14 protein-coding genes and 1 tRNA gene are annotated in these 14,128 nt (G+C 72.3%); 9 read left to right on the top strand and 6 right to left on the bottom strand.

Features of this window, described 5'->3' with window-relative positions; translation table 11 throughout:
* Positions 1 to 38: 38 nt before the first annotated feature.
* Together KZI27_RS14870 and KZI27_RS14865 are read right to left on the bottom strand one after the other, a co-directional pair.
* Positions 39 to 1,103, bottom strand: coding sequence for a methionine ABC transporter ATP-binding protein (locus tag KZI27_RS14870; RefSeq protein WP_222658212.1), 1,065 nt, complete (start codon positions 1,101 to 1,103; stop codon positions 39 to 41).
* Positions 1,103 to 2,056, bottom strand: coding sequence for a MetQ/NlpA family ABC transporter substrate-binding protein (locus KZI27_RS14865; protein ID WP_222658211.1), 954 nt, complete (start codon positions 2,054 to 2,056; stop codon positions 1,103 to 1,105). Before KZI27_RS14865 ends, KZI27_RS14870 begins: the two co-directional genes overlap by 1 nt.
* 146 nt (positions 2,057 to 2,202) lie before the next feature.
* Between KZI27_RS14865 and KZI27_RS14860 the strand changes: the two genes are divergently transcribed.
* The gene (locus KZI27_RS14860; protein ID WP_222658210.1) at positions 2,203 to 2,697 is read left to right on the top strand and encodes a 2'-5' RNA ligase family protein; all 495 of its coding nucleotides are present in this window, start codon (positions 2,203 to 2,205) and stop codon (positions 2,695 to 2,697) included.
* 85 nt (positions 2,698 to 2,782) lie between these two features.
* On the opposite strand, the gene KZI27_RS14855 is transcribed toward KZI27_RS14860, so the two are convergent.
* The 3 genes from KZI27_RS14855 to KZI27_RS14845 form a co-directional block, all read right to left on the bottom strand.
* Positions 2,783 to 4,030 (bottom strand): FAD-binding protein, encoded by a 1,248-nt coding sequence (locus KZI27_RS14855; protein ID WP_222658209.1) that lies wholly within the window; start codon positions 4,028 to 4,030, stop codon positions 2,783 to 2,785.
* 41 nt (positions 4,031 to 4,071) lie between these two features.
* Entirely contained in the window at positions 4,072 to 5,553 is a 1,482-nt protein-coding gene (locus KZI27_RS14850) for an MDR family MFS transporter (protein WP_222658208.1), read from the bottom strand.
* Positions 5,554 to 5,685: 132 nt separating this feature from the next.
* The gene (locus KZI27_RS14845; RefSeq protein WP_261783913.1) at positions 5,686 to 5,967 is read right to left on the bottom strand and encodes an acylphosphatase; all 282 of its coding nucleotides are present in this window, start codon (positions 5,965 to 5,967) and stop codon (positions 5,686 to 5,688) included.
* 166 nt (positions 5,968 to 6,133) lie between these two features.
* On the opposite strand from KZI27_RS14845, the gene KZI27_RS14840 reads away from it, so the two are divergent.
* The 7 genes from KZI27_RS14840 to KZI27_RS14810 all read left to right on the top strand — a co-directional run bounded on the left by KZI27_RS14840 (position 6,134) and on the right by KZI27_RS14810 (position 12,603).
* Positions 6,134 to 6,868 (top strand): NUDIX hydrolase, encoded by a 735-nt coding sequence (locus tag KZI27_RS14840; protein WP_222658207.1) that lies wholly within the window; start codon positions 6,134 to 6,136, stop codon positions 6,866 to 6,868.
* The gene (nadA, locus tag KZI27_RS14835) at positions 6,841 to 8,112 is read left to right on the top strand and encodes a quinolinate synthase NadA (protein ID WP_222658206.1); all 1,272 of its coding nucleotides are present in this window, start codon (positions 6,841 to 6,843) and stop codon (positions 8,110 to 8,112) included. The genes KZI27_RS14840 and nadA overlap by 28 nt, the downstream gene beginning before the upstream one ends.
* 45 nt (positions 8,113 to 8,157) lie before the next feature.
* A complete protein-coding gene (gene nadB, locus KZI27_RS14830) occupies positions 8,158 to 9,789 on the top strand; it encodes an L-aspartate oxidase (RefSeq protein WP_222658205.1) in 1,632 nt (543 codons plus the stop codon).
* On the top strand, positions 9,786 to 10,664 hold the full coding sequence (gene nadC / locus KZI27_RS14825) for a carboxylating nicotinate-nucleotide diphosphorylase (protein ID WP_222658204.1): 879 nt from the start codon (positions 9,786 to 9,788) through the stop codon (positions 10,662 to 10,664). The genes nadB and nadC overlap by 4 nt, the downstream gene beginning before the upstream one ends.
* A gap of 2 nt (positions 10,665 to 10,666) precedes the next feature.
* On the top strand, positions 10,667 to 11,842 hold the full coding sequence (locus KZI27_RS14820; protein WP_222658203.1) for a cysteine desulfurase family protein: 1,176 nt from the start codon (positions 10,667 to 10,669) through the stop codon (positions 11,840 to 11,842).
* A 92-nt stretch (positions 11,843 to 11,934) separates the two neighbouring features.
* Positions 11,935 to 12,198, top strand: coding sequence for a hypothetical protein (locus KZI27_RS14815; protein WP_222658202.1), 264 nt, complete (start codon positions 11,935 to 11,937; stop codon positions 12,196 to 12,198).
* Positions 12,199 to 12,521: 323 nt separating this feature from the next.
* A tRNA-Ser gene (locus KZI27_RS14810) sits at positions 12,522 to 12,603 on the top strand.
* Between the two features lie 69 nt (positions 12,604 to 12,672).
* Here KZI27_RS14810 and KZI27_RS14805 read toward each other — a convergent pair.
* Positions 12,673 to 13,245 carry an MSMEG_6728 family protein gene (locus KZI27_RS14805; RefSeq protein ID WP_261783912.1) on the bottom strand — a complete coding sequence of 191 codons (573 nt, stop codon included), beginning with the start codon at positions 13,243 to 13,245 and terminating at the stop codon, positions 12,673 to 12,675.
* Positions 13,246 to 13,333: 88 nt separating this feature from the next.
* Between KZI27_RS14805 and KZI27_RS14800 the strand changes: the two genes are divergently transcribed.
* Positions 13,334 to 13,930 (top strand): NAD(P)H-dependent oxidoreductase, encoded by a 597-nt coding sequence (locus KZI27_RS14800; protein WP_261783911.1) that lies wholly within the window; start codon positions 13,334 to 13,336, stop codon positions 13,928 to 13,930.
* Positions 13,931 to 14,128 lie beyond the last annotated feature (198 nt).

The following is a 14,128-nucleotide window of genomic DNA, read 5'->3' as shown; positions in this document are numbered from 1 at the left end:
GACGTCGAACGTGTCGATCACGCTCTGGAACGAGTTGTTCACGCGGCGGCCTCCTCGTCGGTCGTGACCCCGTCGGCGCGCAGCGCGGCGACGGCGCGGTCGACGGCGTCCGGTGCACCAGCACCGTCGGCGGCGACCCCGCCCGCGGTCAGCTCGTAGGTGAGCGACCCGATCCGCCGCTCGCGGATCTCGCCGACCCCGCCGTAGACGAGCTCGGCGGTGACCCCGGCGGACCGGAACACCGCGTCGATCCGGTTCTGCAGCCCGGCCTCGTCGGTGATCTGCACGGTCACCAGGCGCCCGGGGTGCCGTTCGCGCAGGCGAGCGAGCGTGTCCGGAGACGGGCGGTCGTGCAGCGCGGTGCGGACGAACCGCTGCGCTGCACCCGTCTTCGGCGTGGAGAACACGTCGTAGACGTCCCCGACCTCGACGACGCGTCCCTGCTCCATCACGGCGACGCGGTCGGCGATCTGGCGGACGGCGTCCATCTCGTGCGTGATGACGATGATGGTGACGCCGAGTTCCTTGTTCACGCGGCGGAGCAGCCCGAGCACCTCGGAGGTGGTCTCCGGGTCCAGAGCGCTGGTGGCCTCGTCGGCGAGCAGCAGGTCGGGCGACGCCGCGAGGGCCCGGGCGATGCCGACGCGCTGCTTCTGCCCACCGGACAGCTGCTCCGGGTAGGCGTGGGCGCGTTCGAGGAGCCCGACGAAGTCGAGCAGCTCGGCCACGCGACGGTCCCGTTCGTCCTTCGGCACACCGGCGACCTTGAGCGGGTACGCGACGTTGCCGGCGATGGTGCGGGACCGGAACAGGTTGAACTGCTGGAAGATCATCCCGATGTTGCGACGCGCCAGACGGCGGTCCCGCTCGGGGATCGCCGTCAGTTCCCTGCCGGCCACGGTGACGGTCCCGGAGCTGGGGAGCTCGAGTGCGTTCACCAGACGGACCAGGGTGGACTTGCCGGCACCGGAGTACCCGATGACGCCGAGGACCTCTCCCTGGTGCACGTCCAGGGAGACGTCCTCGACGGCCACCACGGTCTCGCCGGTGTCGGCGCGGCGGTAGTGCTTCGAGACGCCGCGGAGTTCGACGAGGACCGGCACTACTCCGCTGCCGCCTTCGCGTCCGACTCGACCGTCGCGAGCTCCTTCTGCAGCGAGGCAGCGCTCTCGTCGCTCGGGACGGCGTCCGGGTAGTCCTTCGCGAAGACCTTCTGCACGGCGTCGTCCTGGAACAGCTCCGCCAGGTCGAGGTACGTCTTGTTGTCCTTGTCGGCGTCGCGGACGGCGAAGACGTTCACGTACGGGGCGGCCGAGGCGCTCTTGGGGTCGTCCTGGAAGATCGCGTCCTTGGTGTCGAGCCCGGCCGAGGTGGCGTAGTTCACGTTGACGATCGCACCCTCGACGGAACCCTGCTGCAGGGCGTTGGCGGTCTGCGAGGCGTCGAGCGTCTGCACGTCGACCTTGTGCGAGGTGATGTCGGCCGTCGTCGAGAAGGCGTTGCCGCCGTCCTTGAGCTCGAGCAGGTCAGCGGCCTGCAGGACCAGGAGTGCACGCGCCTCGTTGATGGCGTCGTTCGGGATCGCGACCTTCGCGCCGTCCTCGAAGTCGGCGACGTCGGAGACCTTCGTCGAGTACAGCGGCAGCGGGTAGACGGCCGTCGCGCCGATCGGCTGCAGGTCGTCGTCCGAGGTGACGTTGTAGTTCGCCAGGTACTGGATGTGCTGGAACTGGTTGATGTCGATCTGCTTGTCCTTGAGCGCAGGGTTCGGCAGCGAGTAGTCCGAGAAGTTCTGGAGCTTCACGGTGACGTTGAGCTGCTCCTTGGCGGCCTGCACGTACGTGTTCCAGTAGGGCAGCGACTTGTCCGAGACGCCGATGGTGACGGTCTTCGGCGCAGCGTCACCGGCGGCAGCGCCACCGCTGTCGCCACCGGAGCGCACGACTCCGACGATGACGGCGACGACGATCGCCACGACGACGATGACGGCGGCGATGATCCAGCCGATCGGGCGCTTGCCCTTCGGCTTCTCGGGCAGTGCAGGGGCTGCGGACATGCTGGTGCTCCTCGTGGGCCGTGCTGTGCGGGGGAGCCGCGGTGGTCCGCGGCGTGGAGTCGAGTGTGACGGGAGCGAGTCCACGGTGCGAGTTCCGTTCCGCCGTGTTACATCGCCGTCACGGGGTCCCTTGGTTCACTCGGTACGTGCGCAGCATCGAACTCGTCCTCGACGGCCCCTCGGACGCAGTGGTCCGGGCGCTCTGGCAGACCCTCGTCGCCGCGGAGCTGCCGAGCCTCGGCCACTCGGGCACGAACGACCCGCACGTCACGCTCGTGGCCGGCGAGGCCCTCCCCGTCCCGCCGGACCTCGACGTCGCGGTGCCCGAGACCGTGCGAGTCGCCGGCGTCCTGCTCTTCCCTGCCGGCCCCGGTCGACACGTGCTCGGCCTCGGTGTGGTCGTCGACGAGCCACTCGCCCGCTTCCACCGCGCGCTCGACGCCGCCGCTCCGGGATCGCTCGGCTCGTCGCGACCCGGCCACTGGGCGCCGCACGTCACCCTCGCTCGGCGCATCCGCGACGTCGACCTGCCCGCGGCACTCCGCGTCCTGGCCGCGGACGAACCCCTGCCCGAGGTGCTCACCGTGGGCGGTCTCCGCCACTGGGACGGGGACGCGAAGGTGGTCACCCGCCTGCGGTGAGGGCCGTGGCGGGCCGGCACCGTGCCTCCCGGTCGGCCGGTCGGCCGGTCGGCCGCGCGCAGGGGCGTCGGACGGGAGGCCCGGGTCAGGCCCGCAGGACCCGCTCGCCGAACGCGGATGCGAACGTCCGGTCCGGGTCGGCTCGTGCGATCAGGTCGCGGACGTCCGCCACCCGTGGATACAGCTCCGCGATCGCGTCGCCGTCGAGCGAGCTCATCTTCCCCCAGTGCGGTCGCCCGTCGAACGGCGCCAGCCGCGCCTCGAGGTCGGGCAGCAGCGCGGCGACCGCCGCCGGGTGCTTCTGCCAGGTGAACGCGATGCAGAGCACGTCCTCGCCCTGGGTCGGGCTCAACCAGAGCTCGTCGGCGGCCATCGTCCGGAGCTCGCACACGTGCAGGTGCGGTTGGATGCGGTCGGCGAGTCCTCGCAGCGCGTCGAGTGCCGCCGCCGCGTGCCGGAGCGGGACGAAGTGCTCGCTCTGCACCTCGGACCCGTGGCTCGGTACGGACTCGATCGGGAAGTGCGGCAGACGGTCCCACCACGGTCCCACCGAGCCGTCACGCGCCGTGTGGTGGCCGTCGCCGGGGGAGCCGGGCAGCCGGGGTGCGCCGAACAGGTCGTCCGGCACGGGGACGTCGTCCGCACCGGCGGGCACCCGGGACTTCACGAGTGCCTCGCTGACCTCGTCGCCGAACACCGTGTAGGCGCACACCGAGTACCCGGCGGCGTGGACCTCGGCGACGTGGTCGGTGAACGTGCTCCACGGGAACGGCCCGTACGAGTCCTGTCGCATCCGGTACGCGGGCTCGAGGTCGAGCGTGACGCGGGTCACGATGCCGAACAACCCGAGGTGCAGGACGGTGCCGGGGAACGCCGGGTCCGAGCGGTCGACGGTCCGCAGCGAACCGTCGGGTCCGAGCAGGTCGAGGGACCGGACCGCGGTGGTGAGCGAGCCGAGGGTGGTGCCGGAGCCGTGGGTGCCGGTGGCGACCGCGCCGCCGACGGAGATGTGCGGGAGCGACCCCATGTTGTGCAGCGCGAACCCGGCGCGGTCGAGGTCGGGGGCGACGACACCGTAGCGGGTGCCGGCGCCGAGCGTCGCGGTCCGACGGTCGGGGTCGACGACCAGGTCGGTCGGGACGGCGGTCAGGTCGAGCAGGACCCCCGGGGCGTCGGCGGAGTCGTTGAACGAGTGCCGCGTGCCGAGTCCGTGCACCCGGGGGGAGCGGGCGACGACCTCGGCGGCCTCGTCGATCGAGGCCGGACGCACGACCCGCTCGGCCGTGTAGGTGACCGTGCCGGACCAGTTCAGTTCGCTCGCCGTCGACCGCATGCCGCCCACGATGCCACGAGGACCCGTGGGCGGCACCGCGGTCAGTGCACGGGCGGGGGTGTCGGCGCGCCCTCGGGCACCGCCGGGCGGGTGACGAAGACCGACGCCAGGATGCCGAACAACGAGATCACCGCGCCGACCAGGAACGCGGTCTTCACGCCCGAGGCGGTCGCAGCGGCCACGGCGTCCGCACCTGCACCGGTCGCTGCGGTGGCGGCGCCGATCGTGAGCAGGGTGACGAACAGGGCGGTGCCGGCGGCTCCGGCGAGCTGCTGCGCCGTGCCGAGGACGGCGCTGCCGTGCGAGTAGAGCTTCGGGGGGAGCCCACCGAGTGCCGCCGTGAACAGCGGGGTGAAGGTGAGTGCCAGGCCGATGCTCAGCACGGCGTGCGCCCCGAGGACGAACCACACGCTGGTGTCCACGCCGACCGTCGAGAGCGCCCAGAGCACCGCGCTGACGATGATCGAGCCGGGGATGAGCAGCACGCGCGGGCCGCGACGGTCGTAGATGCGCCCGACGACGGGGGAGAGGAGCCCCATGAGCAGCCCGCCGGGGAGCAGCAGCAGTCCGACGTTCAGGACCTCGAGCCCGAGGACGCGCTCCAGGTAGATCGGCAGCAGGATGAGCGTGCCGAACATCGCCATGAAGCTCAGCGCCATCGCGACGATCGGGACGGTGAAGCCGCGGGTCTGGAAGGTGCGCAGGTCGAGGAGGGCGCTGTCGGTGCGCTGCAGGCGGGTCTGCCGGACGATGAACAGCGCCAGGGCGACGGCGCCGACGACGAGCGCGGTGACCGGGACGAACAGGCCGGTGGTACCGGCTTCGCCGATGCTGGACAGGCCGTAGACGATCCCACCGAACGCGAACGCGGACAGGATCACCGAGAACACGTCGAGCGGTGCCCTGCGGGGCGTCGAGACGTTGCGGACCTTCACCATGCCGAGGACGAGCGCGGCGATCGCGATCGGCAGGACGAAGCCGAACAGCCAGCGCCAGTCGAACGCGTTGAGGATGAGCCCGGAGATCGTCGGGCCGATGGCCGGCGCGACCGAGATGACGATCGAGATGTTGCCCATGATGCGGCCGCGGTGGGCCGGGTCGACGAGGGTGAGCACGGTCGTCATCAGGAGCGGCATCATGATCGCGGTGCCGCTCGCCTGGACGATGCGGCCGACGAGCAGCAGCGTGAACCCGGGCGCGAGCAGGGCGATCAGAGTGCCGGCCGAGAACAGGCCCATCGCCCAGACGAACACCGGCCGGGTGTTGAACCGCTGCAGCAGGAACCCGGTGATCGGGATGACGACCGCCATCGTGAGCAGGAAGCCGGTGGTCAGCCACTGCCCCGTCGCCGCACTGATGCCGAGGTCGTCCATCAGCCGCGGCAGGGCCACACCCATGATCGTCTCGTTGAGGATGACGACGAACGCGGAGACGAGCAGCAGCCCGATCACGAGTCGGGTCTCGGCAGCGGTCGGTTGCGAGACGCTTCCCGTGCGGGGGGCGGAATCGACGGCCTGGGTCATGCGGGAGCTCCTGGTGGATCACGACTGGTGGAACGAGGTGGCGCGGAACGCGCAGACAGGGCAACCGCCTGAGTGGATTCGATTATTCCGCTTCGCGCCGACATCCGCAGGTGGACGGTCGGCGCGACCGGGTCAGTGCAGGATCGCGAACCCTTCGGCGTCGCCGTGCGGCACGACCGGCCGGAGCTCGACGTCGGTCACGGTGGCCGACGGCGGTCCGCTCCGCAGGCACTCCATCAGGGTCTCCACGGCGACCGACGGTCCCTCCGCCTCGACCTCGACGGTGCCGTCCCAGAGGTTCCTGGCGTACCCGACGAGGTCGAGCCCGTCGGCCTTCCGTGCGGTCCAGTACCGGAAGCCGACCCCCTGGACGGTCCCCGACACCACGGCATGCATCCTCGTCACCGTCGTCATGAGCCTCACCGTATCCAGGCAGGGCGTCCCGGAGTTTTCGGCCGCGTGACGATCTGTTTCCGGTTCGTGACGACCGGCGGCCCTCAAGGGGCGCGGCGCGGCGCGCTGCAGTGATAGTGTCATCGCAACCCGAACACTTCGGGTCAACATGACACGAAGGTCCTCCATGGACGAAGCAGGCATCCGCGTCGCGGTCTCGACCGTGATCGTCGCGCTGCGCCCGCACCCCGACACCGGGGCGCCGGCGCTGTGGATGCCGCTGGTGCGCCGGATCGCCGAGCCGTTCGAGGGGTCGTGGGCGCTGCCCGGCGGCTGGGTCGGTGTCGACGAGGGCCTCGAGGACTCCGCCGCCGCCCGCCTGCGCGAGACGACGAACGTCCAGCCGCGGTACCTCGAACAGCTCTACGCGTTCGGCGACGTCGGACGCTCCCCGAGCCGGGTCGTGTCGATCGTGTACTGGGCGCTCGTGCACCCGGACGAGGCGAACGTGGTGCCGGACGACTGGAACGTCCGCTGGTTCCTCGCCGACGAGCACCCGCCGCTCGCCTTCGACCACGACCGCATCGTGGAGTACGCGCTCTGGCGGCTCCGCACCAAGATGTCGTACTCCCGCATCGCCCAGGCCTTCCTGGGGGACCGGTTCACCCTCGCCGAGCTGCGCGGGGTGTACGAGGCGGTGCTCGGGCGCGCGCTCGACCCCGCGAACTTCCGTCGGCAGGTCGAGAAGACCGACGCGATCCTGCCGACCGACGAGACCACGAGCGGGGGCCGGCACCGTCCGGCCCGGCTGTACCGCTCGAACCCACACCTGGCCTACGCGGACAACGGCCCGCTGCAGCAGGGCACACCACCGCAGAACCGACAGGAACCACCGTGTCCATCGCGACGACCATCGAACTGATCTCGAACGGCAAGGCCGCCGGCAGCACCTGCACGCCCGACCTCGCCGTGCCCACGTGGGACTTCGACTCCCGGCCCGGGTACGGCCCCGGCTCGTCGATGACCGACGTCATCCCGACGAGCGCACCGCGGCAGGGCGTGCTGCCGGACGAGTACAAGACCGCGCCGACCGACGAGCTGCACGAGCGCATCGAGCGGGCGAAGGCCACGCTCGGCGACCGGGTCGTCGTCCTCGGACACTTCTACCAGCGCGACGAGGTCGTCCGGCACGCGGACTTCCTCGGCGACTCGTTCCAGCTCGCCAACGCGGCGCTGACGAAGCCCGACGCCGAGGCCATCGTGTTCTGCGGCGTGCACTTCATGGCCGAGACCGCCGACATCCTCGCCCGCGACGACCAGCGCGTCATCCTGCCGAACCTGGCAGCGGGCTGCTCGATGGCGGACATGGCCGACATCGACAGCGTCGAGGCCGCCTGGGCCGAGCTCACCGCGGTCTACGGCACGGAACCCGACGTCGACGGCCGGGTCCCCGTCATCCCCGTCACCTACATGAACTCCGCCGCCGACCTCAAGGCCTTCTGCGGGCGCAACGGCGGCATCGTCTGCACCAGCTCGAACGCCGCGACGGTGCTCGAGTGGGCGTTCGAGCGCGGCCAGCGCGTGCTCTTCTTCCCGGACCAGCACCTCGGCCGCAACACCGCCAAGGCCATGGGGATCAGCACCGACCTGATGCCGATGTGGAACCCCAGGAAGCCCCTCGGCGGCAACGAGGCGAGCGACCTCGAAGCGGCGAAGGTCATCCTCTGGCACGGCTTCTGCTCGGTGCACCGTCGCTTCACCGTGGACCAGATCGAGCAGGCCCGACGCGAGCACCCCGGCGTGCAGGTCATCGTGCACCCGGAGTGCCCGATGGCCGTCGTCGACGCCGCCGACCACGCCGGCAGCACGGACCTGATCCGGAAGACCGTCGCCGCGGCCACCGAGCCGACCACGTTCGCGATCGGCACCGAGATCAACATGGTCAACCGGCTCGCCGCCGAGTACCCGCAGCACACGATCTTCTGCCTCGACCCGGTCGTCTGCCCGTGCTCGACGATGTACCGGATCCACCCGGGCTACCTCGCCTGGGTCCTCGAGGCACTGGTCCGCGGCGAGGTCCTCAACGAGATCGTCGTGCCCGCCGACGTCCAGGCCGACGCGAAGGTCGCGCTCGAGCGCATGCTCGCGGCCAAGCCCCGCGGCTGAGCCCCGAGCCCCGAGCCCCGACCCGAACGACCGAGGGAGACCACCGTGCACGTCGTCATCGTCGGCTCCGGCATCGCCGGGCTGACCGCAGCGATCCGTGCCAGCGCCGTCCACGACGTCACGCTGGTGACGAAGGGCGCGCTCGCCGACAGCGCCACCGCGTACGCCCAGGGCGGCGTCGCGGTGGCACTCGGCGCCGACGACTCTGCGGCACTGCACCAGGCCGACACCCACGTCGCGGCCGCCGGCAGCGCCGATGCCCGCGCCGTCGAGGTGCTCTGCACCGACGGCCCCGCCAGGGTCCGTGACCTGCTCGCCCTCGGCGTGCCGTTCGACCGCTCGACCGACCCGTCGTCCCTCGACCGGTACGGCGACGACCTGGCCCGCGGGCGCGAGGCCGCGCACGGCCGCTGGCGCGTCGTGCACGCCGACGGTGACGCGACCGGTGCGGCGATCGAGCGCACCCTCATCGACGCCCTGCACCGTCGACACGTCACGATCCTCGAGCGCACCTGCCTCACCGACCTGGTCGTCCGGGACGGCGCCGTCGTCGGGGTCGACGTCCTCGACCTGCTCGGTGAACCCCGACGGATCGACGCCGACGCCGTCGTGATCGCCTCCGGGGGAGCGGGACACCTGTACCGCGAGACGACCAACCCGCTGGTCGCGACGGGGGACGGCGTGGCCGCAGCGTGGCGTGCCGGGGCGGTCGTCGCGGACCTGGAGTTCGTCCAGTTCCACCCGACCCGGCTCGCGGTGCCGGACGGCGGGCTCGTCTCCGAGGCCGTCCGCGGCGAGGGGGCCGTCCTCCGCGACGCGCGCGGACGCCGTTTCATGACGGCGGTGCACCCCGACGCCGAGCTCGCCCCGCGGGACGTCGTCGCCCGCGGCATCGCCGCCGCCGTCCGCGACCAGGGCGGCGCGCCCGTGCTCCTCGACGCCACCGGACTCGGCGCGGACTTCCTGACCGGACGCTTCCCCGGACTGACCCGGGCCACCCGCGCGGCCGGCTTCGACTGGACCCGACAGGGCGTCCCGGTGTCCCCGGCGGCCCACTACTCGATGGGCGGCATCGCCACCGACGCCGAGGGGCGTACGAGCCTCCCGGGGCTCCTGGCGATCGGCGAGGCCGCCTGCACCGGGGTCCACGGCGCGAACCGACTGGCCTCGAACTCCCTGCTCGAGGGACTCGTCTTCGCGGTCCGCGCAGCGGACGCGGTCGCCGCACCGCGACCCGGCCTGCTCCGCCTGCGCGGGGACGCCGGTCTCCACGTGACCAGCGTGCCCCGAGCGGCCGACGCGATCCGCGCCTCCCGTCCGACCCTGCCTGGAGGCGCGACCCACCTCGACGACGTCGGTGCCGTCCGAGAGGCGGTCCAGGCCGTCATGACGGAGCGCGTCGGTCTGCTGCGTGACGCGACCGGACTGGCGAGCGCCCGGCGCGACCTCGACGCGCTCACCGCGACCGCCACCGGCGGTGTGCGCGAGCACGAAGACCGCGCCCTGCTCGACCTGGCGCGGCTGGTCGCGCTCGCCGCCGAGACCCGCAACGAGTCCCGCGGTGCCCACGCCCGTACCGACCACACCGACACCGATCCCGCAGCCCCGGCCTCGTACGCCTGGGTCGCCGAACCCGTCGCCGAACGCGCCGCCGTCCCCCAGGAGGTCCCCGCATGACCATCGACCCCGGCACCATCCCGCCGCACGCCCTGCGCCGTGTCATCGAGACCGCGCTCGAGGAGGACGCGCCCTGGGGCGACGTCACCAGCGAGACCCTCATCCCGGCCGAGGCGACCGCGACGGCGACGCTCGCCGCGCGCGAACCCGGCGTGCTGAGCGGTGGGACGGTCTTCGTGGCGGTCATGCACGCGGTCGACCCGTCGATCCGCGCGACCCTGCACGCCGCCGAGGGGTCCGCGTTCGCCGCGGGTGACACCCTCGCCACCGTGACGGGATCGGCCCGTGCCGTCCTCCGTGCCGAGCGGGTGGCGCTCAACCTCTTGCAGCGCATGTCCGGCATCGCCACCGTCACGGCGGCGCACGTCGCCGCTGTCGCGGGCACCACGGCGCGGATCGTCGACACCCGGAAGACCACGCCGGGGCTCCGCGCGCTCGAGCGGTACGCCGTGCGCTGCGGCGGCGGGCACAACCACCGCACCTCGTTGTCCGACGCCGTGCTCGCGAAGGACAACCACCTGGCCGTGCTGCTCGCCGGCGGGATCGGCATCGGCGACGCGATCGCCGCAGCGCGGCAGCGCCTCGGGCACACCGTGCACGTCGAGGTCGAGGTGGACCGCATCGACCAGATCGAGCCCGTCGTCGCGGCGGGGGTCGACACGATCATGCTCGACAACTTCACGCCGGACGAGCTCGAGACGGGTGTCGGCATCGTCGCGGGTCGTGCCCTCGTCGAGGCCTCGGGCGGGGTGTCCCTCGACACCGTCGCGGCCATCGCGGCGACCGGGGTCGACGTCATCTCGGTCGGGGCGCTCACGCACTCGGCCCGAGCACTCGACCTCGGGCTCGACATCGCGGTGACAGCCGGGAACTGATCGTGTTCTACCTGGACCGGGCGGCCACCACCCCCGTCCGCCGCGAGGTCCTCGAGGCGATGTGGCCGTACCTGACCGGGGTGTTCGGCAACCCGTCGTCGACACACGGCGTCGGGGACGACGCCGCGCGCGGGCTCGCGGCCGCACGGGCGACCGTCGCGGGCGTGCTCGGCTGCCGGCCGGCCGAGGTCGTCTTCACCACGGGCGGGACGGAGGGCGCGAACACCGCGATCAAGGGGATCGCTCTCGCCGCCCCGCGCGGACGCCACGTCGTCACGAGTGCGATCGAGCACGAGGCCGTGCTCGAGAGCTGCGCGTACCTGGCGCGGTTCCACGACTTCGAGGTCACGGTCCTCCCGGTCGCGCCGGACGGCCTCGTCGACCCGTCGGTGCTGCGGGCGGCGCTCCGGCCGGACACGACGCTCGTGTCGATCGCGCACGCCGACAACGAGGTCGGCACCGTGCAGGACGTCTCCGCGCTCGCCGCGGTCGCCCACACGGTCGGCGCCCGGTTCCACACCGACGCCGTGCAGTCCGCTCCGTGGCTGCCGGTCGGGCTCGACGTGCTCGGGGTCGACGCGCTGTCACTGTCCGGGCACAAGCTCGGGGCTCCGAAGGGGACCGGGGTGCTCCTGGTCCGCTCGGGGGTCCCGGTCGAACCCCTGTTGCACGGCGGCGGACAGGAGCGGGGCCGACGTTCCGGCACCGAGGACGTCGCCGGGGCGGTGGCGGTCGCGACGGCGCTCGGGTTTGTGGCCGCCGGCGGAGCTGCTGCCGCCGGTGGTGCTGCTGCCTCTGCTGCTGCTGCTGCCTCCGCCGCCGCGACGACCGTCCGTGACGCCGTGCTCGACGGGGTGCTCGCCGCCGTCCCCGGGGCGTTCGTGACCGGCTCGCGTGAGCACCGGCTGCCCGGGCACGCGTCGTTCTGCTTCCCCGGGGTCAACGGCGAGACGGTGCTGCTCGAACTGGAGCAGCGCGACGTCGTGTCGTCGTCCGGCAGCGCCTGCGCCGCCGGCAGCACGGAGGCGTCGCACGTGCTCACCGCGCTCGGGATCCCGGACGAGGTCGCTCGGACCGCACTGCGACTCACCTTCGACGGTTCCCTCGGCGTCGAGGACGTGCCGGTCGTCGTCGGCGCGGTCGCGGACGCCGTGGCGACGGTCCGCGCACTCGGCTGAGGGGTCGCCCCGGGGTGTACTAGACGTTCTACTCCATGAGTGGGGTCGTGTCCCCCCTTCTGCGGACACGGAATCTGCGCCAGAGTGTCCCCATGGCAAACGTGACGATGACCCGGACACGACAGGACGACCGCTTCCGAGCGGTGCAGCTCCTGCCCGCGCCGGCGACCCTCGTCGCGCTCGCCCTGGCCGCGCAGCACGACCTCGGCACCGCCCCCCTCGGGCTGATCGCCGCCGTCGGAGCCCTCGCGACGGTCGGGAGTGCCCTGCTCCCCATGATCCGACCCGCTGCCGCTCGATCGATGCCCGCACCGATCGAGACGGACCGGTACCGAGAGGACACCGAACACCCTTGAGGTCCGACACCGCCCGGCTCCTCCAGTGACCCGGACGGTGCTCCAGACCGGATGTCGATACCCCTGATCGACATCCGGAGCGGGGCGCGACGTTCCCCCTGTCGTCGCGTCCCGCCACACACCGCGACCCGCCGTGGGCCGACGTCGACCCCCTGTGACGACGTCAGTTCCCCTGCAGCCCACGGCGGGCTCCCGGTGTCTCCCACTCCCGATACCGTCGGGGCATGCCCTCGTACCGCGTGACCCTGGCGATCGGCGCGCTCGCCGTCGGCACCACCCCCGACGCCGTCCTGCCCGCAGCGGCCCGGCTGGTCGCCGAGCACGCCGTGGTCGAGGCCCAGGACGTCCGCCTGCTGCGCGGTGTGCCGTGCGCGGTCGTCCGGTTCGAGTCCGACGACGACGCCACGGCCGCGGTCGTGCGTGACGCGACCGTGCACGGCCTCCGCGACCTCGTCGAGATCCGGTCCGACGTCGTCACGCGCCGCGACGGTGCGCGGTGGATCCCGGTGGCCTGACGGCCGCCGCGCTGGCCGGTGTGCTCGGGCCGTCCGGTGTGCCTGGGCCGTCCGGCGTGCTCGGGCCGTCCGGTGTGCCCGGGCCGTCCGGTGTGCCCGGCCAGACGTAGTCCAGGTCGTCGGGTGCGTCCGGGAACAGCTCGCGGTAGTGCTCCGGTGCCTTCTGCACCAGCTTCGAGCGGTGCGACTCGTGCAGGGCCTCGTCGTCGTTCCACGGCGGGATCGGCACCTCGCCACGCTCGTACGCCGCCAGGTCCTCCGGCACCCGCCCGAGGTCCAGCAACGTCTTCTCCAGACACGTGTCCACGTGCCCGCGCTCGAGCCAGACGCGGCACGTCGCTTCCTGGTACGCCATCAGTGCCGGACGGTACCCGCGCCACATCGCGGTGACCGGGTGGTGCTGCCAGCCGTACCCCGGCAGCGTGAGGGCCCGCATCACCTGCAGGGTCTCGACGCGCTGCTTGCCGAGACGTCGGTCGTCGAGGACCTCGGCAGAGGCCCGGAAGTCGGCGTACGGCAAGAACGTCTGCATGCCGCGGACGGTACCCGCGGGCTCTGGCACCCGACACATGTCGTCACACGCCGACCGCCCCGGTGGCAGGCGTGTGAGCATCGACCGCATGAGTGGAGAACTGGTCGTCGGTGTCAGCGGTAGCCCATCGGACCCCTCGCGGACGTCCACCCTGGTCGCCGCCACGGTGGCCCGGCTCGGGCAGGAGATCGAGGGTGCCCGCACCGAGACCGTCGAGATCGGCCCGCTGCTGGCCGACCTCGGTGCCGCGTCGTCGCGCGAGGCGATGTCCGACCGCACCCGGGCGGCACTCGAGATCGTCGAGGCCGCGGACGTGCTCGTCGTCGGCAGTCCGGCGTTCCGCGCCGCCTACTCGGGCGCGTTCAAGCTGTTCTTCGACTGGATCGGGCAGTACGACCTCGTCGACACCCCGGTCCTGCTGACCGCCACGGGTGGCAGTGACCGCCACGCCCTGCTCGTCGAGCACCAGATGCGGCCGCTGTTCGGCTTCTTCCAGTCCACGACGCTGCCGATCGGGGTGTTCGGCAACGAGCGCGACTTCACGAAGCGCGAGGGCGGCTACGACATCGGCAACGTCGACCTCGAGCTCCGCATCGACCAGGCCGTGCGCCGGGCGATCCCGATCATCCGCGGCGGCTTCGCCACGGCGGGCCTGACCGACGTGCGGCGCCCCGCCGACTTCTGAGCCGGGGCGCTCGGGCCTGGCGCACCCGGGCGTGCCTGGCGTACCTGGCGTTTCCAGGCGTACCTGGCGTTTCAGGGCGTACTTGGCGTTTCCGGGCGTACCTGGTCGGGGCTTCTCATCAGGCACGCCCGACTCGACCTTGCATCGCAGATGTCGTGGGAAGGAACGCCTACGGAGTGGGGACGGTCACCGCACGGT

It is taken from the genome of Curtobacterium sp. TC1, from assembly GCF_019844075.1.
Classification (GTDB): Bacteria; Actinomycetota; Actinomycetes; order Actinomycetales; family Microbacteriaceae; genus Curtobacterium.
This window is presented reverse-complemented; position numbering and strand designations above follow the sequence as displayed.

What these genes read in the sequence shown, in the direction of transcription:
- KZI27_RS14865 (WP_222658211.1), bottom strand. Translation starts at nt 2,056, where the DNA reads ATGTCCGCAGCCCCTGCACTGCCCGAGAAGCCGAAGGGCAAGCGCCCG.
- KZI27_RS14855 (WP_222658209.1), bottom strand. Translation starts at nt 4,030, where the DNA reads ATGCGGTCGACGGCGAGCGAACTGAACTGGTCCGGCACGGTCACCTAC.
- KZI27_RS14850 (WP_222658208.1), bottom strand. Translation starts at nt 5,553, where the DNA reads ATGACCCAGGCCGTCGATTCCGCCCCCCGCACGGGAAGCGTCTCGCAA.
- KZI27_RS14845 (WP_261783913.1), bottom strand. Translation starts at nt 5,967, where the DNA reads ATGACGACGGTGACGAGGATGCATGCCGTGGTGTCGGGGACCGTCCAG.
- KZI27_RS14840 (WP_222658207.1), top strand. Translation starts at nt 6,134, where the DNA reads ATGGACGAAGCAGGCATCCGCGTCGCGGTCTCGACCGTGATCGTCGCG.
- nadC (WP_222658204.1), top strand. Translation starts at nt 9,786, where the DNA reads ATGACCATCGACCCCGGCACCATCCCGCCGCACGCCCTGCGCCGTGTC.
- KZI27_RS14815 (WP_222658202.1), top strand. Translation starts at nt 11,935, where the DNA reads ATGGCAAACGTGACGATGACCCGGACACGACAGGACGACCGCTTCCGA.
- KZI27_RS14805 (WP_261783912.1), bottom strand. Translation starts at nt 13,245, where the DNA reads ATGCAGACGTTCTTGCCGTACGCCGACTTCCGGGCCTCTGCCGAGGTC.
- KZI27_RS14800 (WP_261783911.1), top strand. Translation starts at nt 13,334, where the DNA reads ATGAGTGGAGAACTGGTCGTCGGTGTCAGCGGTAGCCCATCGGACCCC.